The following is a 21729-nucleotide window of genomic DNA, read 5'->3' on the forward strand; positions in this document are numbered from 1 at the left end:
AGTTTTAACGATGAATTCTTATAGAAAGTGCCATATCAACTCACATTATTTTATTTATTCTTTGATTGTCATTTCAATTTTAACAATGCGTCTTTAATTCTCTTCATTGCCTCATTGATGTTATCATCACTCGTGGCATAACTCATTCGGAAGCACTCAGGAGCACCGAAAGCATCACCACATACCGTAGCAACATGTGCCTTTTCTAATAGATAAAGAGAGAAATCGGTTGAATCTTTTATCGTTATTTGTCCATCAGATTTGCCAAAGAAACTACTACATTTTGGGAACAGATAGAAAGCACCTTCAGGCTTATTTACCTCTAAACCCGGTATATTCTTAGCGAGTTCTACAATTAAATCACGTCTGCGTTCAAAAGCCTGACGCATCTCTTCCACACAATGCTGGTCCAAAGTATAGGCAGCTTCAGCAGCCTTCTGACTAACAGAGCAAGGCCCACTCGTATATTGTCCCTGCAACTTATTACAACCTTTAACAATCCATTCGGGTGCAGCTATAAAACCAATACGCCACCCTGTCATTGCATAAGCTTTTGAAACACCATTCACAACAACAGAACGCTCTTTCATACCAGCAACCTTTGCAATGCTCGCATGACTGCCAATATAATTAATGTGCTCATAAATTTCATCTGCAATCACAATTACACGCTCGTGTTTTTTGATTACTTCAGCCAATGCATCCAACTCTTCCTGGCTATAAACACTACCTGTCGGATTACTCGGAGAACACAAAATCAATAACCTTGTCTTTGGTGTTATGGCATCTTCCAACTGTTTGGGAGTCATCTTAAAGTTTTGTTCAAACCCAGCATCCACAATAACAGGATTACCACCTGCTAATTTTACCATCTGTGGATAACTCACCCAATATGGTGCCGGAATAATTACCTCATCGCCATCATTAACCAATGCCATAATGGTATTACACACACACTGCTTCGCTCCATTGCTAACGAGAATCTCGTTAATGGTATATTCCAAACCATTTTCACGTTTCAACTTCTCAACAATAGCTTTCCGCAGACTTGCATATCCAGGCACTGGAGAGTATTTTGAATAATTTTCATCAATGGCTTTCTTAGCAGCCTCCTTGATGGCTTCAGGCGTATTGAAGTCGGGTTCGCCCACACTCATATTGATAACATCAACACCTTGTGCCTTCATTTCATTACTCTTTTGCGACATTGCAAGTGTTGCCGATGGCGCAAGACGATTCAAACGATTAGATAGTTGTTCCATAACACTAAATTTTAGGTTAATTAATCAACCACAAAAATAATCATTTTATTCTTTAATATGAATAATCTCAGTGATTTTTTTTTGATTTTTATTCTCCGAATACCATCGGAGAATAAATCAATCTAAAGTTTATTTCAAATGAAGTGTATGCCCCATACGATCTCGTTTGGTTTCAAGATACTTCTTATCATATTTATTCGGCATAATTTCTATGGGCACATTCTCCACTATCTCAAGTCCATACGCCTCCAAACCAACACGCTTTGTAGGGTTATTTGTCATGAGTTTCATCTTCTGAATTCCAAGGTGTCGCAACATCTGTGCACCGCAACCATAGTCTCGTTCATCTGGTTTGAAGCCCAAATGCACATTGGCATCAACGGTATCATAGCCTTCTTCTTGCAGTTTATAGGCTGCAATCTTATTCATCAATCCAATGCCGCGACCTTCTTGTTGCATATAGATAACGACACCTTTTCCCTCTTTCTCAATCATTTCCATTGAACGATGGAGTTGTTCTCCACAATCACAACGGCGACTTCCCAATATATCTCCGGTGGCACATGAAGAGTGAACACGTACAAGAATAGGTTCACCTTCTTCCCAGTGTCCTTTGATTAAAGCCATGTGTTCAAGTCCGTTGCTGGCCTGACGGAAAGGGATTAGTCTGAAATGCCCATAAGTTGTTGGTAAATCTACTTCGTCTCCAACTTCTATAGTGGTCTCCTTCTTCAGACGATATGCTATCAAATCCTTAATCGTTATAATCTTCATTCCCCACTCTTTCGCCCGTTCTACCAACTGAGGCATACGTGCCATGGTGCCATCTTCATTCATAATTTCCATCAAAGCACCAGCGGGATAGAGTCCCGAAAGCTTGCATAAGTCAACCGCAGCCTCTGTATGTCCGCTGCGACGGAGCACTCCATTATCTTGTGCATACAAAGGGTTAATGTGCCCAGGACGACCAAAAGTCTGTGGCACCGAAGCCGGATCAGCCAAAGCTTTGATAGTTTCCGCACGATCATGTGTTGAAACTCCTGTTGTACAACCCTCAAGTTTATCAACCGTAACCGTAAATGGCGTGCCAAGCATTGACGTATTATCTGACACCTGATGTGGCAGATTCAACTCTTCTGCGCGTGACATTGTGATAGGAACACACAGCACACCTCGTGCATTTTTCAGCATAAAGTTTACTGCTTCGGGTGTAATCTTCTCGGCAGCCATTATCAAATCGCCTTCATTTTCGCGGTCTTCATCGTCCACAACGATAACAAACTTACCCTCCTTAAAGTCTTTAAGGGCTTCTTCAATCGTATTTAATTTGAAATCTCCCATATCTTTTCTTCGTTTAGATTCTTTGTTTTGATACTCTTAATTTATATATATAATAAGGTGAAATTAATCATTTATCCTAACGCTGCCTTTTTAATGCGTCTGGCAATGTTTTGATTTGTTTGGCACACCATCTTCAAATCTCGGAGTAAACGCACACGGAAACGCCACATTCTACAATAAAAGAATATGCCCAACGGAATGATTACAGCCGACAAAATATTAAGCCATTTGCGCTCGAAAGGCCGGGTATGTGCCTTAACCGATAACACTGGATAGTTATTTAACTCATTCAAGAGATAAGCATCTCGTGTATTTGACAAATCCGTTATTACACTTTCAAGTTCACTACTGATTCGTTCTATCTCGTGATCAGGTCTATATTTGAAGAACACTTTCACTGGATCAGGCATTCGTTTTAAGTTATGTAGCGTTGAATAGGTCTCAATATCCTTACTAATCACAGCCAATTTCGCCACATCTTCCGCATAACATGGTTCATCAATTATTACTTCTTTACCCGTGATATTCCGCTTAATCTTAAGTCCCAACACTCTACGCATCATCTCCCGATATTGATCTAAGTTGAACACGGCAGAGTCGTTAGAGGCTTTATACGTTACAAAAATAGCCAAAGGAGTTAGTACACCCGGCGCAAGTCCTTTGCCAAACCACACTGTCCACATACCACTTCGAGCCATTCTATAGCCAGAATTGTCAAGGATATAATAGATAATAAACACTAATACAGAGACAATTACAGGGATACCCAAGCCTCCTTTGCGGATAATAGCTCCCAAAGGAGCACCAATAAAGAAGAAAATCAAGCATGATAGCGCCACTGTAAACTTGCTCACGGCTTCGATTTCATGCTGTCGAATGATACGATCTCCATCATCGGTAAACATACTTTTGAAGTCCAAATCGCTCACAGCGCCCTGCACTTTACTCATTGCTTCGCTTACGGCTTGTTGCTTTTGTGGCAATGACAGGCGATTAAAAATGGTGTCTATATTTAGTTTATTCCCAGCCTTTACAGCCAAAAGCGAGTCTTTCTGATTCACATGTGGCATATAATAAAGTCCTCGTTGCGCATCGGCATAATACTGCCTGCCCACACTATCATAGCTTAGCTTCAACGAATCTTCATCTCTAAATATCTGCGCTAAACTCTTTCCACGTGCGTTATTCGTTAAAACAGAGGCGTCGGTCATATTGAATCCTGCATCAAAATCAAGGACAATACGCTTTGTTATGAATGATTCTCGACGATAAGGAACCGCTGCACTATTTCCAAAAGCATCGGTTTGCATGTTCTCAAACCATTCCCCACTCCACAAAGTCAACACCAAGTGTTTCTTCTCTGCAGTCGATTGCAACATTCCCGAGTCTGCAAGAATGATGGCTTGGTCCTCATAACTGCCCGTCATTCGATAGATCATGACGCCATAAAGCTTACCCGTCTTCAGGTCTTTATGCTGTACATAGAGATTACTATTAGGGATTCCGTCATAGAAAACGCCTTCAGGAATCTCAAGTTCTGGGCTCTTTTGCTGCATTGATATCATCAATTGAGCAATCTTATTATTGGCTTCTGGTCCAATGTTATTTTGGAAAACAAACGACAATCCACTAATAAATATCGTGATAACTATCAGCGAACGAAAAGATTGCATCAAAGAGATTCCAGCGGCCTTAATAGCTGTAAGCTCACTACTTTCACCCAAATTACCGAATGTAATCAATGAAGATAGCAAGATAGCCAACGGCAAAGCTTGAGGCACAAGCATTAATCCCATATACCAAAAGAACTTTGCCATGACTTCCATGGAAAGCCCTTTACCAATCAATTCATCGATATATCGCCACAAGAATTGCATCATCAGCACAAACTGGCAGATGAAAAACGTGCCCACAAAGAGCATCCCAAACTGTTTGGCAATAAATATATCGAGTTTCTTTATCCTTATCATCAGAGTCTTGTTTCATGTGTCTTGCACACACACTCCATATATTTGCAAAAGTAGTATAAATTTATCAGATTTCCTTTCTTTTTCCCGTTTTTTATCAACTTTCATCTGATTATTCCAGCTCCTCTGCCTTTCAACGATAGGCAATCCATATACTTAGCTCTTCAAAACTTACACAAAATCGCACACTTAAAACCATAACACAGCACAAAATAAATGCCTTACAAAGAAAATATCAGGGATTTTTTAAGCTAAAATTTTGCAGTTTAAAAACTTTATACTACCTTTGCACCCGCATTCCACAAACAAATGGTCTGTGATGGCGGGATAGCTCAGCTGGTTAGAGCGTCGGATTCATAATCCGGAGGTCGTGGGTTCGGGTCCCACCCCCGCTACAATTAAAGCCTCGTAAATCGTTGATTTGCGAGGCTTTTTTATTGAATAATCAGCAAGCTTCTATTACATTATGCTTTCGAATATAGCAGAATCTACACATAAAGAAAGCAAAGAGTGATGTAACACCCCATGCTACGAAAAACAAGCACAAAATGGCTTTTTCGTAAAATAGCAAGGAGGGATTTGCAATATGCCATGTTTTACCGCATGAGATGATAGAAATCGTTGTATGAAATGATACAGATTGTGTTGTAAAATGCCGTAATTACATGACGATCTGCCTCTTTCTACAACATAATTTAATGATGAATTAGGAGGAAAAACACAACACTTAAAGTATTTTCTCCACGCAATAGACACAGACCTCCTATTTACCGAGGTGACAACGCTGTAAGCGTTGTACCTTTGATAGCCAGGGTTGACAAGCGAAGGCGTAGTCTACCCTGGGCTCTAAAAAGTACAACGCTTTCAGCGTTGACCGCTGATCACACTATAAACGATAACTTTTTTCAATACAATCTACGTCATTTCATGCAACAATTTACGTCATTTTACACGATAAAATAAGGCAGATTACCGACTAAAATGCACGAAATCATTTTTACGTTTCTAATAGATTACAAGCAACACCAAACCACTATTCTCATACATCACATTTCATTTACTTTACACAACAACCGAATCTTCACACACTTCCATATCTCTTTATGCTACATCAGAAGATATTTCTCAAAACGAAATGAAACGCATAACACCCAAACAGCAAGAAAATGAGCTACTTATAACCCTCCTTTCCTCTTAGGTTCACACACATTTCATGCTTAAAAACAACAAACAACAAGCGGATTATACGCCTCCATTGCAGTCTCCTAACTTACTTTCTATATCGCAATTTCATTGTACAAAGAATGTTAAAGAGTATTTTCTTACATCATCTTTTATCTCATTTATTTGGAAATCAGCCCAATTTAGAATAACTTTGCAGCCGAAAAAATAGAGAGAGGTTAATTGTTTCTCAACAAGAAGGATTATCAATACAAAAACTTTCTAAAACAAAAGTAGGACTTATTTATTACGTATTCAAGATAAAATCCCATCAAACCGCTCAAACAAGTAAGGCAGAATATGTCTTGACTATTGCTGAATGAGCATCATTTTTGAGTTAGGTTTCATGATTGATACGTGGTAAAGAAACAAACAAAAGATTATGAAAAAGGTATATTATGCACCACTTATCACTGTAACAGAAGTAGTGTTGGAACAAGGTTTTTTAATGGATAGCGCACACGGATCATCACATGAGGGATTCACTGAGAGTACTAATCCACCTCCTCACATAGTGGATGGTACGGATGATGACTCACCTTTCTAAATGATTAACGTGTTATCCACGATTAATCTGACAAACGCTCCTTCAAATAAAAGATATCATCGTCGTTTAAAACAACTTCAATAATGAAAAAAACGATAATAAAACTCGCCTGTTTTCTTGTAGCAATGGCTGCTACATCATGTGCAAACGACGCTGAAAACATTGATAACAGCGCGCAAGAAAAGTTAGTTTCAATGTCATTTCATGCGGTAGAATCACTCCAAAACAATGATGAAACAACTTCTTCTGCAAAGAAGCAGACCACGCGTACAGCGCTATTGTCAGATTTCAGCACAGTAACTTGGCAACAAGGCGACAAAATCGGCATTGGCTATTTAGGTTCACCTGGCAAAAAGACCTATCCATTTACAACGCCAACAACTGGGACTGATGTCAGATTCTGGGGGCAAGCAGCTGACAATAAGGCACCATATTTCATGATATATCCTTATCAAGAGGGAAATCAAATAGCCTATAAGGGGGCTCAAAAAGCTGAATACACCTATGAATTTCCAAAGTACCAAACGGCTATAGAGGGCACCTTTGACCCAAAAGCAAACTTCTCAGTGGGCATCATTCCACGAGCACACAAACCTTTTGTGGCTTATAACCTTGGTGGACTCCTACGCTTTAAGTTCCACGGGGCAAGCAATGTAAAGAGTGTAAGGATTCTTGCGAGAGGACAAGAACTATTTGCAGGCACCGTAACTTCAACCGTAACTTTCAACAGTAATGGGACTATCAACAACGTTTCCACAAAGCCTATTGCTGGCAAAAGCACGGTTTTACTCATCTATACGCCTGAGTCTGGTGCGTCAATGGCCGAGAACACCGATTACTTTGTAGTACTTCCGGCAGTTAAAATCACTAAGGGGCTAACGCTGGCCTTTATCTTAGACAACGGGAAAGCAGTACAAGTGAAGTTCTCTAACACTATTGACATCAAGCGTGCACAATCATATTCTTTGGGAGATATTGCGATAAATCCTGCCAAAGCGAAATTAGACGTGATAACAGATAAAGGATTAATTGAAGCCATTAAAAAAGTTAGCTCTGATGTAGAGCTTGAAGCTGACGGCTCATTAAACATTTATCAAGGATATAACCTTGACAGAATTCTTAAACTGAAAGGTGAACTTGATTTGAGTAATAATGATAAACTTACTTCATTAAACGGCTTACAATACTTCCAAAATATTACAAGCATAAAGTTATTCGGTAATCAAAATCTTGCTGGTAATATCGATTTTACGAAGTGTAAGCAGCTAACGGGTCAGATACTCATACAGAGTTGTCCATCAGTGCAAAGCATAAATGTTACTGGACTTGATATAAAACAGCTTGTAGCACGAAGCCTAAATGGCTTGGAACAAGTTACTATCAAAGGGAATAACAAACTTTCTTCTGTCACTTTAAATAATAATGGGGAATTAAAGTCTGTTGATGTAAGTAATTTGCCAGCATTAGAAACACTGGCAACCTTCTATAGTGGGAAAATAACAACCATCAACACATCAAATTCTCCGAATCTAAAAGCAATTAATGCGACTTCAAATAGTAATCTTACAAATATTGCAGGAATAGAAGATAACATTCTTCTTGAAAACTTCACTGCACCATATACAAAACTGAAGAAATTGGATTTTACCCACTATACCAAGCTAAAGGAGGTGAACATTATGTCTTCTTCGGTTGAAGAAATTAAAGGATTGGCTGATGCAGGAGCAAATTTAACGGCATTACAATTAGCACAGACCCACATAAGTTCATTGGATGTGTCTCAGAATCCAAACCTAACTTCTATTGATTTATATGCAGTGCATGAACTCACAGCATTAGATGTAACACACAATCCAAAGTTAACATCTCTACGCGCTCCGTTAACTTCAATCACAGAACTAAAGTTAACAAACAATCCTGAGCTTACAAGCTTAACGATATCCCATTGTAAATTGAAGAAGTTAGATATCACCTTACTTCCAAAATTAGAAAAGCTTTACGCCGGAAGTCAAAGTCCAAATGGTTTTCTTGCTAACATAGAGGTAACTATGACGGCTGCACAAAAGACAACACTCAACCAGGTTAGGCCATTCAAAGAAGGCGAAAATGATGACAAAGCCAAATATGAAGATACCAATAGTTGGGTAAAAGCTATTGTAAGATAATTGAAATAAAAAAGACAATAAGGTCTAAGTTCATAAATAAAAGACCCTAAGCATTTCTGTTTTTGCTTAGGGTCTTTTCGTATTTAGACAATATGCAATGCTATAAATCATAGACATTGTATTACACCTTATTATATATAGTACACAGAATATGCCTATTTATTTGCATAATAATTGCGTTCAGACTTCACCACTCCACTCTTATGAAGCGTCAATGTAACTTGTTGAAGCGATTTATTTGCATGATCAAAGAGTACAGCGGGATTGAGACGGTGGCCTTGAAAGAATACTTCGAAGTGAAGATGTTCGGTTGTTGCGCGGCCTGTTCGTCCCGTTAGACCTATCACTTGCCCAGCTTTTACCCTATCTCCTACCTTCACAAGATTCTTTGATTGATGGCTATAAAGCGTCTCAAAGCCATAGCGATGCTTGATGCGTATACAGTTTCCATAACCTGCAAAAGGGCTACTTCTAACAACAACTCCATCAAATGCCGCGAGAATCTGGTCGTTAGGCTTCGTCTTTATGTCTACACCCGGATGACGACGTGCCCCACCAAATGGACTGATGACATGACTTCCTGGTAATGGATAGGCCCAACGTTCTTTCTCAAAATCAGCAAGATTCAGCTTAAAAGAATTGGTATTCTCAAACGGATTCTCGGGATCAACATCATCGTTCTTGCTTTTCTTTTTCTCGTTTACATCGTTTCCACCTTTCAATGCCACATCAACATAACGACCATTCTTTGTGCAAAGCAAGGTCTTCTTACGAAGTTTGTGGCTCCGAAGCTCTACAATCATCTCTGGATTAAAACGTCCTCCGTTCACCATAATAGAGAACTTACAGAAGGTTCGACTTCCTTCACCACCTACAATGGCTATAGACTGGCCGGCATTCACCTTTTGTCCCACCTTAACTAAGTTCTGGGCGTTGTTCCCATAGACGGTTTCTAAGCCATTATCATGGCGAATTACTACAACGTTTCCAAAGCCATTGACGTTGCGCGAAAGTCGAACTACACCGGCAAACATAGCCTTTATGACATCACCTTCTTTTGTTTTAATCTCTAAAGCCTGACTATTGTCTGTGAGTTCTGCCTTTCCAACAGGCAAGGGGAAAACGTAATCACCTGCTTTCAAGGTGCTCAAATCAATACTAAATGTATTTGAACGCGAGAAAAGTCCAGGTGTTGTAATACTAATTTGCTGTTGTTCTGCAGCCGTAAATGTATCTTTTGCTGGAGTGAAAGCACTTGTCACAAAAGCAAAAGTGATAATCGGCGCAATGTACTTAAAATTGAGTTTCTTTGTCATAATCTATGTGTTATTCATCGTTATTACTATATTTAAGCCTTAATCTCAGGCTTTTCCTTATTCTTTCAACATGATTCCAGAGAATATTCTACCAGAGTTAATGCCAAGACGACGCGCAGAAAAGAAATCGTTTACATGTGTAAAGGTGCACACATTAGACATTAATATATGTTCGCTTTGCAGGCCGACATGCAATAATTGCAGTCGATTACACGCACTTAAGTCTATATGCCACTTCTCATCATGCCGTGAAATGGCCGACATATCGAAGCCTTCCTCACTGAAACGTGCATAGACTTCGTCACCTACCTCAAAGGCATCAAGAGAGATTCCAGGGCCAATAACTGCACGAAGTTTATCTGAACACGAGCCAAACACCTCTTGCATACGTTGTACTATCTTTTCAGTTATACGCTGCACTGTACCCCGCCACCCCGCATGTACAGCCGCAATAGCTCGATGTTCAGGGTCATAAAGAAGCACAGGAATGCAGTCTGCCGTCGAAACGCCTATACAAACATTTGGTAATTTTGTAAGAATAGCATCATAGCCCTCGGTAGCTTGTCGTCGCCTTTCAGCTGAACACTGAAACCAAGCCTCATCAACAAGCAAGCAACGAGTATCGTGCACTTGATGAACCATCACGATATTATCGGGTGTAATGCCTAATTCGGTAGCAAGAAGTCTTCGATTTTCAACAACGTTATCGAAGTTATCACCGCAAAACTCATTGATATTAAAGGCACAAAAAGAACCTGTGCTTACTCCGCCACGACGCATAGAGCTGAATGCTCGAACGTCTTTCGCAAGATGATATTCATATAATTCAGGCACAATCATAATGTGGTGTCGTCGTCATATTCAAAATCTTCGAGGTCTTCTACATTGTCATCATCTATAAATTCTATGTCATCTTCGTCTGCACCTTCAGCCAAAAGTTCTTCTGCAAAGACGCGCATATCCTTATCACGATGTACAAGTGTGTCCTCGGCGGTTATCTCTTGAAGCTTATTACTCTCGCTATTCAGTTCCTTCCAAAGCACATCTTTCAACTCACTTAGTCCCATTCCTGTTACCGAAGAGATAAAAACAACGGGCAAATCTTGCGGTAAAGTATCCTTTAAAAGGTCTATAAGCTCATCGTCAAGCAAGTCACTTTTCGTTACAGCCAGCACGCGATGCTTATCTAACATCTCGGGATTGAACTGACGAAGTTCATTGAGTAACACTTCATATTCCTTCTTAATATCATCTGTATCGCCAGGAACCATGAACAACAACAATGAGTTGCGTTCAATATGACGTAGAAAGCGCAGTCCAAGACCTTTGCCCTCACTGGCTCCTTCAATGATTCCCGGAATGTCAGCCATTACAAATGACTTATGATCACGATAGCCCACAATGCCTAATGAGGGTTCAAGCGTCGTGAAAGGATAGTTAGCTATCTTCGGGCGTGCACTCGAAAGAGCAGACAACAACGTTGATTTTCCGGCATTAGGAAAGCCCACAAGGCCAATATCTGCAAGGAGTTTTAACTCCAAAATAACCGTCATCTCCTCCATAGGTTCACCTGGTTGAGCGTATCGAGGGGCTTGATTTGTGGCCGAACGGAACTGAAAGTTACCCAAACCTCCACGTCCTCCTTTCAACAAAAGCACCTCCTGTCCATCATAAGTAACGTCACAAACATACTTTCCTGTATCGGCATTATAGACTACAGTGCCACAAGGCACGTCGATATAAGTATCTTTTCCGTTAGTACCATGACACTTATCACGCCCTCCATTGCCACCATGTTCTGCATAGATATGACGCTGATACTTTAGATGAAGAAGTGTCCAGTAGTTGTGATTTCCCCTAAGATAGATACTACCTCCATGTCCTCCATCACCTCCATCGGGTCCACCATTAGGCTGATATTTTACATGTCGCAAGTGCATAGAACCTCTTCCACCCTTTCCTGAGCGGCAATATATCTTTACGTAGTCAACGAAATTGGAATCCATAACTCTAATATGAAGTAATAAATAAGGACTGAAAAATAGCGCCTTAATAGGCTTCTCTACTATAAAATTAAAGTTTGAACCTTGATTTTAGAAGAAGAACATATTCTAAAATTAAAGTTCAAACCTTAACAAACAAAGCTTAAAGCGAATCGATAACCTCGCTAATACGAGCAAAGATGTCATCAACAGAGCCCAAACCCACTACATGATGGTGTGTGCCATCATTCTTATACCAGTCTATTAATGGTGCAGTCTGCGTATGATAAACATTGAGACGCTTCTTAATGGTCCCTTCATTGTCATCGCTTCTACCGCTTTCTTTTCCACGATTGATAAGGCGTGCCATGAGTTCCTCTTCGGGAACAGACAACTCTATCATTGCAGCTATCTTGTGACCACGCTCATTCAACATCTTCTTTAGCGCCTCAGCTTGCGGTGTAGTGCGTGGAAACCCATCGAAAATAACACCTTTATGGTCCTTACCAAAGCTATCATAAACGTGTGCAAGAATGTCAATCATCAGTGCATCGGGTATCAATTGACCATTATCAATGTAGCTCTTTGCGGTCTTACCAAGCTCAGTTCCGTTCTTAATTTCATTACGTAACACGTCGCCGGTAGATATATGTCCGAAGCCATACTCAGCTATCATCTTGTCACTTTGCGTTCCCTTTCCTGCGCCGGGAGCACCGAAAATTACAATATTCTTCATTATTTCTTCTTTTATAAAATGATAAATTACTTTGTGATTTATTTCTCTTCTACTATCGTATAGATATCTCTTAGCTGACGACCTTGCTGATCATAGTCAAGACCATAACCCACTATGAAGTCATTTGGGATTTCCATTGCGACGTATTCTATATTTAATGGCACCTTAAGTTTATCAGGTTTAACCAGTAAAGAGCATATATGTATCGACTCAGGATTACGCGTTCCAAGACTCTCTATCATTTGTTTCATCGTCAAACCTGTATCGACAATATCCTCTACAATGACTACTGTTCGCCCTGCAAGGTCCTCGTTCAGTCCGATGACTTCTTTGATTTTACCTGTCGAAGTGGTGCCTTGATAAGAGGCAAGCTTTACAAATGAAATCTCACAAGGAATCGTAATGTTGCGCATTAAGTCGGCAGCAAAGATAAAAGAACCATTCAACACGGCCAAGAAAAGAGGATTTTTATCGGCCAAGTCCTTATTGATTTTCTCGGCTACAGCCTTTACACGCTGTTGGATTTCAGCCTCGGGGATAAACGTTTTGAACGTCAGATCCTTGATTTTAACAATACTCATAAGTGCGAAATAAAATAATTTGTAGCAAAATTACTAAAAATATGGGAAACAACATCCACCGATTAGCATTAATTTTGTATTTTTGCAACACTATACAATAAGTCATGAAGATATTCAACAGCGCTCAAATTCGAGAGTTAGATAAATATACTATAGAGCACGAACCTATTGCTTCACTTGATTTAATGGAGCGTGCTGCAAAGGCAATTGCCCAAACCATCATGCAGAGATGGACCAAATCATCTCCCTTTGTGGTCTTTGCGGGACCAGGAAATAATGGAGGTGACGCGCTGGCTGTAGCGAGATTATTGGCTGAAGACGGCTATACTGTCAGCGTTTATTTGTTCAACATTCACAACCACCTTTCTAATGATTGTGCGAAGAACAAACAACGGCTCATTGATTGCAAGCGCATTAAGGATTTTAATGAGGTAATTGTCAACTTCGAACCACCCCGTTTGGACAACAACACCGTTGTCATTGACGGACTTTTCGGTAGCGGTCTCAACAAACCGCTGGCAGGTGGCTTCGCTTCTTTGGTCAAATACATCAACCAATGCAAATGTAAAGTTGTGAGTATTGACTTGCCTTCTGGCCTAATGACCGAAGATAATACGTACAACATCCGCCAAAACATTGTTCGAGCTGACCTCACTCTAACGATACAACAACTCAAACTTAGTATGCTGATGGCTGATTGTCAACAGTATTTAGGTGAAGTTCGTGTGCTCGACATACGCCTATCACCCGATTGTATCGCTGCTACTGAGACGCCATATACCATTCTCGAAGAGAACGATATACGCTGCCGACTACGCCACCGCAATGCTTTTGCACATAAAGGCAATATGGGGACGGCCTTAGTTATTGCCGGTTCGTATGGCATGGCAGGTGCAGCTGTTCTGACAACCAAGGCTTGTTTGCGTGCAGGTGTAGGCAAAGTCATCGTTCATACGCCTAAACGCAACTGCAATATCCTACAAACAAGCATCCCAGAGGCTGTGCTTCAGATTGACAAAGAGGAAACAATCTTCTCCGAACCTGTTGATACTGAGGACTACGAAGCTGTTGCAATGGGACCCGGTTTGGGGCAGAACGAAACCTCAGCCATAGCATTGATTGCCCAAATTCGACGCACACAATGTCCTATGGTGATTGATGCTGACGCACTAAATATATTAGGTGTGCACCGCGCTTGGATGCAACAACTGCCCGAAGGCATTGTCATGACACCACATGTTGCGGAATTTGACCGACTCGATGGAGCGATGGCGAATGGTTGTTACGACCGATTGACCAAGGCAATTGCCCTTGCTGAGAGCCTTCATGGCTACATTTTACTCAAAGGACACTACTCTGTTTTATGCACACCCGACGGCAAAGCATACTTCAATCCCACAGGAAATGCAGGCATGGCTACTGCCGGAAGTGGAGACGTATTGACTGGAATCATCACAGGACTATTGGCACAAGGCTACAACCAAAAAGACGCTTCACTCGTTGGAATGTATCTACATGGCCTCGCAGGTGACCTTGCTGCCCGCGACTTGGGACAGGAATGTCTCATTGCCAGCGACCTGATTAAATACCTTCCAAAGGCATTTGAACGAATCAAAGATTAGAAATCTACATCGAATATGAAAAAAATTATAACCCTATTCTTAGGACTTTTCGCACTAACAGCACATGCACAGCAACCCACAGAAGGCTGTACTTATTTCCTGCCGAAAACGATAATACAATTTCATATCCTTGTTGAAAAGACGGTTTTCAAGCCAGGTGAGCTTGCAGCATATAGCGGGAAATACTTAAAAATGCCTGATGTGCCGACCGAACCGGCTACATCCTACCGCCTCATTAGCACCGAAATGAAGTCTGTTGGCATCCCCGACACGGCACAACAACATGTTGCTGTGATGGATAAAAAACATAGTATACTAAGCCTTAGCCGTGATGATAATGGCATTTTACTGGCTGTTAATGCAGAAGGTACTAAGGCTGAACCGGCACATCCATTTGTAGCGGCGCCAAAAACTGCACCACTTAACCCACACGACTACATGAATGCCGACATTCTTGCAGCGGGTTCGCTTCCGAAAATGGCTGAACTTATTGCGTCAGAGATTTATGAAATACGCGACAGTCGTAATCAATTGACACGCGGAGAGGCTGATAATATGCCAAAGGATGGTGAGCAATTGCGCATCATGATGGCTAATCTTGACAAGCAAGAACGTGCGCTCATGCAGATGTTTACTGGCACAACCGAACGTGACACGACTGAAACCACGCTCACTTTCATACCAACAAAGGAGGTAAATAAACAGGTGTTGTTCCGCTTTTCAAAGCGATTTGGCCTTGTCGACAACGATGATTTAGCAGGTCGTCCGTTCTATATCAGCGTGCAAGATCTACACTATGTGCCCACACTTAACCTCCCCGATGATGGTAAAAAGAGTAAGGATAAAAGCGGAATCTGCGTGAATCTGCCCGGAAAAATTAGGCTTTCACTTTATGACGGCTTACAACTCTTTGCCAAAACCGAATGTTATGCAACCCAGTTTGGACGCACAGAAGAGCTTAGTGGCGAGCTGTTTGGTAAGAAAATGACCACAAGAATCGTCCTTGATCCTGTCACTGGAAACGCTCGGAAGCTTGAAGTTGTGCCAATTCAATAGGCACATGAGAGTATCATTTGAAAGAAATTATCACCGCATGCAAGTCAATTGTATGCGGTTTTTTATGCAAATCTCATCCCAAAGTATTTCAAATTGACCATGAATATAGAATAAGGTATTGGCTTAAACAACAACATTTATACAACAAAGGCCTTTCGCTTGCACAACGAAGATGTAGAAACCAATGTATATGTTAAATCTAAGCAGAAAAATATACAATAGGGATGAAATACTAAGAGAAAACAAAATGGCACTGCATCTGAAGCTAAAAATCACCTATTTTCACACGATTCACAAATCATTGAGCTTCAAACAATTACGAAACGAGTTTCAAATTACAACCTGATTTTTCATCAAAAGATGTTGCAATCTAAGTCAAACGAGTGTGCGAAAAGCAGCAAATTATGCGATGAATTGAGGCAAACAGCGATGTAATATGCGTCAAATCATGAAATAATTCACCATGTATAATAACACAAAAGAATAAAAAACAGAAAACATCTCCCATCTTTCTATATGTTTATTCACGAAAGATGGAAAAACAAAATGTTAAAAACAAGATAAAGATTTGACAAAAAATAGATCACCTTTTATAGGTAAAAGGGTTGGGAAAACACATCGTTCATCGTTTGCGTGAGTGGCGATTGGCTCGTTGTTCACGATATTTGGCTTTCTGACGCGCACTCCCCGAGCCGTGTGCTCCAGTGATATACTTTTTCTTTTTGGCTTTCGTTTTCACCTTATCTTCTTCCTTTTTCGGACCAGAAGAACCTTTGAAACTGATGCCATTCTCTAAGATGCTTTGGAAATCATCCATAGGTTATGGGGTTAAATGATTGAAGTTTTAACGTGATTAACCTTGAAGTTTGAATATTGAACCTTGGTTTTACAATCTCTTTTCATTGATTTTCAACCACAAAGAACGTTCAACATTCAAACCACAACGTTCAAAATATGATTTAATGGTGGAATAGTCTCACGCCAGTGAAAGCCATTGCAATACCATATTTGTCACAAGTTTCGATGACATTATCGTCACGTATTGAGCCACCGGCTTGGGCAATGTATTGCACTCCGCTCTTATGTGCGCGCTCAATATTGTCTCCAAATGGGAAAAAAGCATCGCTTCCAAGAGCCACATTGTTATTTTTTGCAATCCATTCTCTTTTCTCTTCTCTCGTCAGTACAGCCGGTCTTTCCGTAAAGAACTGCTGCCATACGCCCTCACGTAATATGTCATCATGCTCTTCACTGACGTAAACATCTATGGTATTATCACGGTCGGCACGACGTATTCCGGGCTTAAACGGGAGATTCATCACCTTTGGACACTGGCGCAACCACCATGTATCAGCTTTACTTCCGGCTAAACGTGTACAGTGAATGCGGCTTTGTTGTCCAGCACCTATACCGATAGCTTGTCCATCTTTGACATAGCACACGGAATTACTCTGCGTATATTTCAGCGTGATTAAAGCGATAATCAAGTCGCGTTTGGCCTCATCTGGGAATATTTTATTCTTTGTTGGGATGTTATCGAATAGCGAAGGATCGTCTAATTTCACCTCATTTCGACCTTGTTCAAACGTGATTCCAAACACCTGTTTGTATTCAATGGGAGCAGGAGTATAGTCAGGATCTATCTGAATTACATTGTAAGTACCCTTTCGTTTGTCTTTCAAAATCTCAATAGCCTCGTCAGTATAGCCAGGCGCAATCACTCCGTCACTGACCTCTCTCTTTAATAATGTGGCGGTAACTGCGTCACAAACGTCGCTAAGTGCTACGAAATCGCCATACGAGCACATGCGATCAGCACCACGAGCACGGGCATAAGCACACGCAAGTGGAGACAAAGGAAGCTTTACATCATCAACAAAATAGATCTTCTTTAATGTGTCACTAAGGGGTAAACCGATAGCCGCGCCAGCAGGAGAAACGTGCTTAAAGCTCGCCGCTGCAGGCATTCCTGTGGCTGCTTTGAGTTCTTTAACGAGCTGCCAACTATTGAGTGCATCAAGAAAATTAATGTAACCAGGGCGTCCGTTGATGACTTTTAGGGGGAGTTCTCCGTCTTCCATGTAAATTCTGGAAGGCTTTTGGTTGGGATTACAACCATACTTTAAAGCTAATTCTTTCATCTTTGGGGTAATTTTATCTATTTGCAAAGATAATAAAAAAATAATGATTAACTTTGCAGCATAGGTATTTTATTTCTAAGTATGTTATGAAACAGAAATTAGTTGCCTTGCTAAAAGAGGCCGAAAAGAAGTTGATTAGGATGACGAAAACAGGAAACGATTTCGAAAAGTTATCCAAATTCTTTTCTCTTCACCATGTAAACCTGACACCAGACTCATTGAAGAAGCTCAAAAACTACTTCACTGGAGCTGAGAAACCCTCACGACAAACACTCGACCGGCTGGCACTTTTCGCTGGGTTTCAAGACTGGGAGAGTTTGAAAAAGACTTTCATGGAGGAAGGAAAACACGCAAATCGTGATGTTTGAACCTTGACTTGCGGACATCAGACAATACAAAGCGGTAGAACTTTTGATAAACTTTTGCTTTCAAAATAGTTCTATGCAGTCCGTAACCCCTTCATCATCATGCCAAAGAAAAAGAGGTTATGCACCATAAGGAGCATAACCTCTTTTATTTCTTTACGAAGAAACGGCAGCTTATTCAGCTGTTGTTGTGTTGCTTCTCTTCTCTGCAATACGGGCTTTCTTACCTGTAAGAGCACGAAGATAGTACAATTTTGCACGACGAACTTTACCGCGTTTGTTCACTTCGATAGAGTCGATGTTCGGTGACTCAATAGGGAAGATACGCTCAACACCTACAGTTCCTGACATCTTTCGAACCGTAAAACGCTTCTTTTCACCGTGACCTGAGATCTTGATTACTACTCCACGATAGAGCTGAATACGCTCTTTTGTACCCTCAATAATCTTGTAAGCTACAGTAACTGTATCGCCTGCATTGAATGAAGGGAACTGTTTTCCGGTTGCAAATGCTTCTTCAGCAACTTTAATTAAATCCATTTTTTGTTTGAAATTAAATTTTGTTTGTGCCCAACGCAACATGACCAAGCAACTCTTCTGCTGCCAGCGGTTACGCCGAAAAGCTGTGCAAAGGTACAAAAAAAATGCAAATCACAACTTCATTAATATTGGTTTTCTTTTGTTTTTAACACAAATTCTTCTTTTTTCCATGTAAAACAACTACCTTTGTAACAACTAATTACAAATGTATGGATAAGCAAACCATCTCTTTTTTGGCTGCAACAGCCTTACTTTCTTTGGCTTCCTGCAAGTCGCATTATGAGCTTTCGTCTGTCAGTCGCAGTCGAATCTTGATTGATAATAAGTATGATGCCAACCCCGATAAAGACGCAGAAGCCTTCCTTTTGCCTTATAAGCATCAAGTAGATAGCTTGATGAGCCCCGTCGTTGGTGAGGTTTCTGAATACATGTCGGCTCGAAAGCCCGAGAGCACCCTATCAAATCTGCTCGCAGATATTTTGCTTTGGGGAGGTAAAAACTATCAAGAGAGCCCCGACTTTGCCGTATATAATATGGGTGGAATACGTGCCGCCTTCGCCCAAGGAGACGTTACTTATGGTGATGTTTTAGACGTTGCACCCTTCGAAAATAAGATATGTTTCCTCACGCTTTCAGGCAAAAAGGTGCGTGAACTCTTTGAACAAATAGCCTCAACTGGTGGAGAAGGTGTCAGCCATGGCGTCAACTTGGTTATCAGTAAGGACCATAAGTTGTTGGATTGTAAGCTGAATGGCAAAGAAATCGACGACAATAAGGCTTATAGAGTGGCTACACTCGACTACCTTGCACAAGGCAACGACAAACTCGAAGCATTCAAGTCTGCAACTAATCTCGTATCACCTCAGACACCAGAGAATAATGTTCGCTTCATCATCATGGACTATTTCCGTGAGCAAAAGGCTGAGAACAAACCCGTAAGTCGCAAGATTGAGGGGCGAATCATCATAAAATAATCTCCTATTAAACCCAAGAATATGAAAAGAATTCTATATCATCATCGCCAAAAGGCTTTGAAACGTGCACTCTGTTGCTTGCTGTTTGCATGTGCAACACTAACAACTTATGCACAAAAACAACTCACTATACTCCACACAAGTGACACCCACAGCTGCATTCTTCCACTCAATAAGAATCTTGCCGACACGCTCTTTGCAGGACGTGCAGGCTTTATTCGCCGCATCAATATGCTGAAAGAAGAACGCAAGAAGGACCCAAACTTGCTGTTATTTGATAGTGGTGACTTCTCACAAGGCTCACCTTATTATACATTATTTAAGGGAGATGTTGAGATTGGGCTAATGAATAGGATGCATTATGACGCAGGTACCATCGGAAACCATGAGTTTGACTTTGGTATTGACAATATGGTTCGCCTCTTCAAAAAGGCAAACTTCCCCATCATTTGCTCTAACTATGACTTCCGAGGCACTCCACTTGAGGGACTTGTAAAGCCTTATATTGTGCTAAAACGCAAGGGAATCCGCATCGGAGTCTTTGCTCTCGACCCTCAACTTGAAGGACTTGTTGCCACAGCCAACTATGGACCAATCAAATATCTCAATCCCGTTACCGTGGCAAATGATATGGTAAAGATTCTACGTGGAAAGGAAAAGTGCGACCTTGTCATTTGTATCTCTCACTTAGGATGGGAAGATAAGGGCATGGGAGACCAGATGATGATTGCTGGTTCGCGTGGAATCGACGTCGTACTTGGCGGTCATTCTCACAGCTTCTTTAAGGAATTGCGTTATGTAAAAGACTTAGACGGACGCGAAGTTCCCGTAGATCACGAAGGTAAGAATGCCATTTTCGTGGGTAAACTGATGCTCAATCTTACTCAAAATAAAAAGTAAGAACTATCATTTTAGAGCGAGTATCACGCACAGATCGGGCGTATGGAAGCATGATTTTATTCTCCATACGCTCGATATGCTTTTGATCGAGGCTGTTAACCAAGCTATACATGAACTTCAACTCAGGCCGAATCTTGAAAAACGGCAGGTAAAAGTCACAGCCAAGTCCTACTTCTGCAAACGTATCATAACGCTTAAGCTTTACATAATCGTTATCTTTTCCACTTAGATTCAAGGCTGGAGTCATGCCCACCATCATGTAAGGACGATGATTATTGAATCGAGGTGCAGCAAAAATCAAGTCTACTGGAAGGGCCATATACACCGATTTCATGTTCTGCCGATAGGATATTGGCTCATGATTTGGGCCTATCACACTATGATTTTGCAACACAATATGGCGTGAACCGAAATACATTGTCGGCGCAACACGTAGTTGTAAGTGCTCCGAAAGACGCATTTCACCAAGCACTCCCACGTTAAAACCCATGTCGAAACGATCCTGATCAGTGGATATTATCTGTTGTGTTGACGTACCATTTTCAGCCACAACTGTCTGTTCTCCGCTATTAACAAACTCCAAATCTTGTACATGTGAGCCGACGGAAATCCCGAAATGAAAGGGTCGAAGATCTGTATACGGGCGATTTTGGACCGTCCGTTGTTGCGCCATAGCAGCCATTCCAAAGGCTAAACTCATAGCAATCAAACTCCATTTTCTTATCTTCATGCTACTGATAAAACGCACTTCACGGGATGATATTGCATCATGTAGGAAAAGAAGTAGTATAAAAAAAACAAAAAATAATACCTAAAAGTAGGTATTTTGAAATTTATTATATACCTTTGCATCGTGATTCATGAGCTGAAAGGCTTGGAATTGGTACAAAAACATTATGAAATTATAAATTAAAGTTTATGGCTTACGTAATTGGAAACGACTGCATTGCATGCGGTACATGTATTGATGAGTGCCCAGTTGGCGCTATTTCTGAAGGTGATATCTATGCTAT

20 protein-coding genes and 1 tRNA gene are annotated in these 21729 nt (G+C 40.8%); 9 read left to right on the top strand and 12 right to left on the bottom strand.

The window, feature by feature from the left end; translation table 11 throughout:
- Positions 1-68 precede the first annotated feature (68 nt).
- From HMPREF9420_RS05145 to HMPREF9420_RS05155, 3 genes are all read right to left on the bottom strand, one after another.
- Complete coding sequence (locus HMPREF9420_RS05145) at positions 69-1262, bottom strand: pyridoxal phosphate-dependent aminotransferase (RefSeq protein ID WP_007134419.1); 1194 nt, start codon at positions 1260-1262, stop codon at positions 69-71.
- A 129-nt stretch (positions 1263-1391) separates the two neighbouring features.
- Positions 1392-2603: a bifunctional 3,4-dihydroxy-2-butanone-4-phosphate synthase/GTP cyclohydrolase II gene (locus HMPREF9420_RS05150; RefSeq protein ID WP_007134420.1), complete on the bottom strand. Its 1212-nt coding sequence runs from the start codon at positions 2601-2603 to the stop codon at positions 1392-1394.
- A 71-nt stretch (positions 2604-2674) separates the two neighbouring features.
- Complete coding sequence (locus HMPREF9420_RS05155; protein ID WP_007134421.1) at positions 2675-4573, bottom strand: LptF/LptG family permease; 1899 nt, start codon at positions 4571-4573, stop codon at positions 2675-2677.
- A gap of 318 nt (positions 4574-4891) precedes the next feature.
- Between HMPREF9420_RS05155 and HMPREF9420_RS05160 the strand changes: the two genes are divergently transcribed.
- The 3 genes from HMPREF9420_RS05160 (at position 4892) to HMPREF9420_RS05165 (ending at position 8503) form a co-directional block, all read left to right on the top strand.
- Positions 4892-4965, top strand: a tRNA-Met gene (locus HMPREF9420_RS05160).
- A gap of 1208 nt (positions 4966-6173) precedes the next feature.
- Positions 6174-6338: a hypothetical protein gene (locus HMPREF9420_RS13135; RefSeq protein ID WP_007134423.1), complete on the top strand. Its 165-nt coding sequence runs from the start codon at positions 6174-6176 to the stop codon at positions 6336-6338.
- Between the two features lie 83 nt (positions 6339-6421).
- The gene (locus tag HMPREF9420_RS05165) at positions 6422-8503 is read left to right on the top strand and encodes a hypothetical protein (protein WP_007134424.1); all 2082 of its coding nucleotides are present in this window, start codon (positions 6422-6424) and stop codon (positions 8501-8503) included.
- A 155-nt stretch (positions 8504-8658) separates the two neighbouring features.
- Here HMPREF9420_RS05165 and HMPREF9420_RS05170 read toward each other — a convergent pair whose 3' ends face one another.
- From HMPREF9420_RS05170 to hpt, 5 genes are all read right to left on the bottom strand, one after another.
- A complete protein-coding gene (locus HMPREF9420_RS05170; RefSeq protein ID WP_007134425.1) occupies positions 8659-9819 on the bottom strand; it encodes a M23 family metallopeptidase in 1161 nt (386 codons plus the stop codon).
- Positions 9820-9876: 57 nt separating this feature from the next.
- The gene (gene pgeF / locus HMPREF9420_RS05175; protein WP_007134426.1) at positions 9877-10659 is read right to left on the bottom strand and encodes a peptidoglycan editing factor PgeF; all 783 of its coding nucleotides are present in this window, start codon (positions 10657-10659) and stop codon (positions 9877-9879) included.
- On the bottom strand, positions 10656-11825 hold the full coding sequence (gene obgE / locus HMPREF9420_RS05180) for a GTPase ObgE (RefSeq protein ID WP_007134427.1): 1170 nt from the start codon (positions 11823-11825) through the stop codon (positions 10656-10658). The genes pgeF and obgE overlap by 4 nt, the downstream gene beginning before the upstream one ends.
- A 139-nt stretch (positions 11826-11964) precedes the next feature.
- Positions 11965-12537 (bottom strand): adenylate kinase, encoded by a 573-nt coding sequence (locus HMPREF9420_RS05185; RefSeq protein ID WP_007134428.1) that lies wholly within the window; start codon positions 12535-12537, stop codon positions 11965-11967.
- 38 nt (positions 12538-12575) lie between these two features.
- Entirely contained in the window at positions 12576-13118 is a 543-nt protein-coding gene (hpt, locus tag HMPREF9420_RS05190; RefSeq protein WP_007134429.1) for a hypoxanthine phosphoribosyltransferase, read from the bottom strand.
- Between the two features lie 104 nt (positions 13119-13222).
- On the opposite strand from hpt, the gene HMPREF9420_RS05195 reads away from it, so the two are divergent.
- On the top strand, positions 13223-14740 hold the full coding sequence (locus HMPREF9420_RS05195; RefSeq protein ID WP_007134430.1) for a bifunctional ADP-dependent NAD(P)H-hydrate dehydratase/NAD(P)H-hydrate epimerase: 1518 nt from the start codon (positions 13223-13225) through the stop codon (positions 14738-14740).
- Positions 14741-14755: 15 nt separating this feature from the next.
- Entirely contained in the window at positions 14756-15796 is a 1041-nt protein-coding gene (locus HMPREF9420_RS05200; RefSeq protein WP_007134431.1) for a DUF4831 family protein, read from the top strand.
- Between the two features lie 622 nt (positions 15797-16418).
- Here HMPREF9420_RS05200 and HMPREF9420_RS05205 read toward each other — a convergent pair.
- A complete protein-coding gene (locus HMPREF9420_RS05205) occupies positions 16419-16613 on the bottom strand; it encodes a hypothetical protein (protein WP_007134433.1) in 195 nt (64 codons plus the stop codon).
- A 142-nt stretch (positions 16614-16755) separates the two neighbouring features.
- Positions 16756-17937, bottom strand: a complete 1182-nt coding sequence (locus HMPREF9420_RS05210) for a phosphoribosylaminoimidazolecarboxamide formyltransferase (protein WP_007134434.1) — start codon at positions 17935-17937, stop codon at positions 16756-16758.
- 86 nt (positions 17938-18023) lie between these two features.
- Between HMPREF9420_RS05210 and HMPREF9420_RS05215 the strand changes: the two genes are divergently transcribed.
- Positions 18024-18305, top strand: a complete 282-nt coding sequence (locus tag HMPREF9420_RS05215) for a hypothetical protein (RefSeq protein ID WP_007134435.1) — start codon at positions 18024-18026, stop codon at positions 18303-18305.
- Between the two features lie 171 nt (positions 18306-18476).
- Here the strand turns inward: HMPREF9420_RS05215 and rplS are convergent, their stop codons facing one another.
- Positions 18477-18842 (bottom strand): 50S ribosomal protein L19, encoded by a 366-nt coding sequence (gene rplS / locus HMPREF9420_RS05220; RefSeq protein WP_036906293.1) that lies wholly within the window; start codon positions 18840-18842, stop codon positions 18477-18479.
- A gap of 209 nt (positions 18843-19051) precedes the next feature.
- On the opposite strand from rplS, the gene HMPREF9420_RS05225 reads away from it, so the two are divergent.
- Entirely contained in the window at positions 19052-19816 is a 765-nt protein-coding gene (locus tag HMPREF9420_RS05225; RefSeq protein WP_007134438.1) for a 5'-nucleotidase C-terminal domain-containing protein, read from the top strand.
- A gap of 21 nt (positions 19817-19837) precedes the next feature.
- Positions 19838-20716: a bifunctional metallophosphatase/5'-nucleotidase gene (locus tag HMPREF9420_RS05230; protein WP_007134439.1), complete on the top strand. Its 879-nt coding sequence runs from the start codon at positions 19838-19840 to the stop codon at positions 20714-20716.
- Here the strand turns inward: HMPREF9420_RS05230 and porT are convergent.
- On the bottom strand, positions 20697-21446 hold the full coding sequence (gene porT / locus HMPREF9420_RS05235; RefSeq protein ID WP_007134440.1) for a type IX secretion/gliding motility protein PorT/SprT: 750 nt from the start codon (positions 21444-21446) through the stop codon (positions 20697-20699). The two genes, HMPREF9420_RS05230 and porT, sit on opposite strands and share 20 nt — an antisense overlap.
- Before the next feature lie 188 nt (positions 21447-21634).
- On the opposite strand from porT, the gene HMPREF9420_RS14615 reads away from it, so the two are divergent.
- Positions 21635-21729: 4Fe-4S binding protein (locus tag HMPREF9420_RS14615; RefSeq protein ID WP_248628129.1), on the top strand; the 95-nt coding region annotated here is incomplete at its 3' end.

It is taken from the genome of Segatella salivae DSM 15606, from assembly GCF_000185845.1.
Taxonomy (GTDB): domain Bacteria; phylum Bacteroidota; class Bacteroidia; order Bacteroidales; family Bacteroidaceae; genus Prevotella; species Prevotella salivae.

Excerpts from the sequence above, each read along its gene's own strand:
- HMPREF9420_RS05145 (WP_007134419.1), bottom strand. The coding sequence starts at position 1,262 with ATGGAACAACTATCTAATCGTTTGAATCGTCTTGCGCCATCGGCAACA.
- HMPREF9420_RS05150 (WP_007134420.1), bottom strand. The coding sequence starts at position 2,603 with ATGGGAGATTTCAAATTAAATACGATTGAAGAAGCCCTTAAAGACTTT.
- HMPREF9420_RS05155 (WP_007134421.1), bottom strand. The coding sequence starts at position 4,573 with ATGATAAGGATAAAGAAACTCGATATATTTATTGCCAAACAGTTTGGG.
- HMPREF9420_RS13135 (WP_007134423.1), top strand. The coding sequence starts at position 6,174 with ATGAAAAAGGTATATTATGCACCACTTATCACTGTAACAGAAGTAGTG.
- HMPREF9420_RS05165 (WP_007134424.1), top strand. The coding sequence starts at position 6,422 with ATGAAAAAAACGATAATAAAACTCGCCTGTTTTCTTGTAGCAATGGCT.
- HMPREF9420_RS05170 (WP_007134425.1), bottom strand. The coding sequence starts at position 9,819 with ATGACAAAGAAACTCAATTTTAAGTACATTGCGCCGATTATCACTTTT.
- pgeF (WP_007134426.1), bottom strand. The coding sequence starts at position 10,659 with ATGATTGTGCCTGAATTATATGAATATCATCTTGCGAAAGACGTTCGA.
- obgE (WP_007134427.1), bottom strand. The coding sequence starts at position 11,825 with ATGGATTCCAATTTCGTTGACTACGTAAAGATATATTGCCGCTCAGGA.
- HMPREF9420_RS05185 (WP_007134428.1), bottom strand. The coding sequence starts at position 12,537 with ATGAAGAATATTGTAATTTTCGGTGCTCCCGGCGCAGGAAAGGGAACG.
- hpt (WP_007134429.1), bottom strand. The coding sequence starts at position 13,118 with ATGAGTATTGTTAAAATCAAGGATCTGACGTTCAAAACGTTTATCCCC.
- HMPREF9420_RS05195 (WP_007134430.1), top strand. The coding sequence starts at position 13,223 with ATGAAGATATTCAACAGCGCTCAAATTCGAGAGTTAGATAAATATACT.
- HMPREF9420_RS05200 (WP_007134431.1), top strand. The coding sequence starts at position 14,756 with ATGAAAAAAATTATAACCCTATTCTTAGGACTTTTCGCACTAACAGCA.
- HMPREF9420_RS05205 (WP_007134433.1), bottom strand. The coding sequence starts at position 16,613 with ATGGATGATTTCCAAAGCATCTTAGAGAATGGCATCAGTTTCAAAGGT.
- HMPREF9420_RS05210 (WP_007134434.1), bottom strand. The coding sequence starts at position 17,937 with ATGAAAGAATTAGCTTTAAAGTATGGTTGTAATCCCAACCAAAAGCCT.
- HMPREF9420_RS05215 (WP_007134435.1), top strand. The coding sequence starts at position 18,024 with ATGAAACAGAAATTAGTTGCCTTGCTAAAAGAGGCCGAAAAGAAGTTG.
- rplS (WP_036906293.1), bottom strand. The coding sequence starts at position 18,842 with ATGGATTTAATTAAAGTTGCTGAAGAAGCATTTGCAACCGGAAAACAG.
- HMPREF9420_RS05225 (WP_007134438.1), top strand. The coding sequence starts at position 19,052 with ATGGATAAGCAAACCATCTCTTTTTTGGCTGCAACAGCCTTACTTTCT.
- HMPREF9420_RS05230 (WP_007134439.1), top strand. The coding sequence starts at position 19,838 with ATGAAAAGAATTCTATATCATCATCGCCAAAAGGCTTTGAAACGTGCA.
- porT (WP_007134440.1), bottom strand. The coding sequence starts at position 21,446 with ATGAAGATAAGAAAATGGAGTTTGATTGCTATGAGTTTAGCCTTTGGA.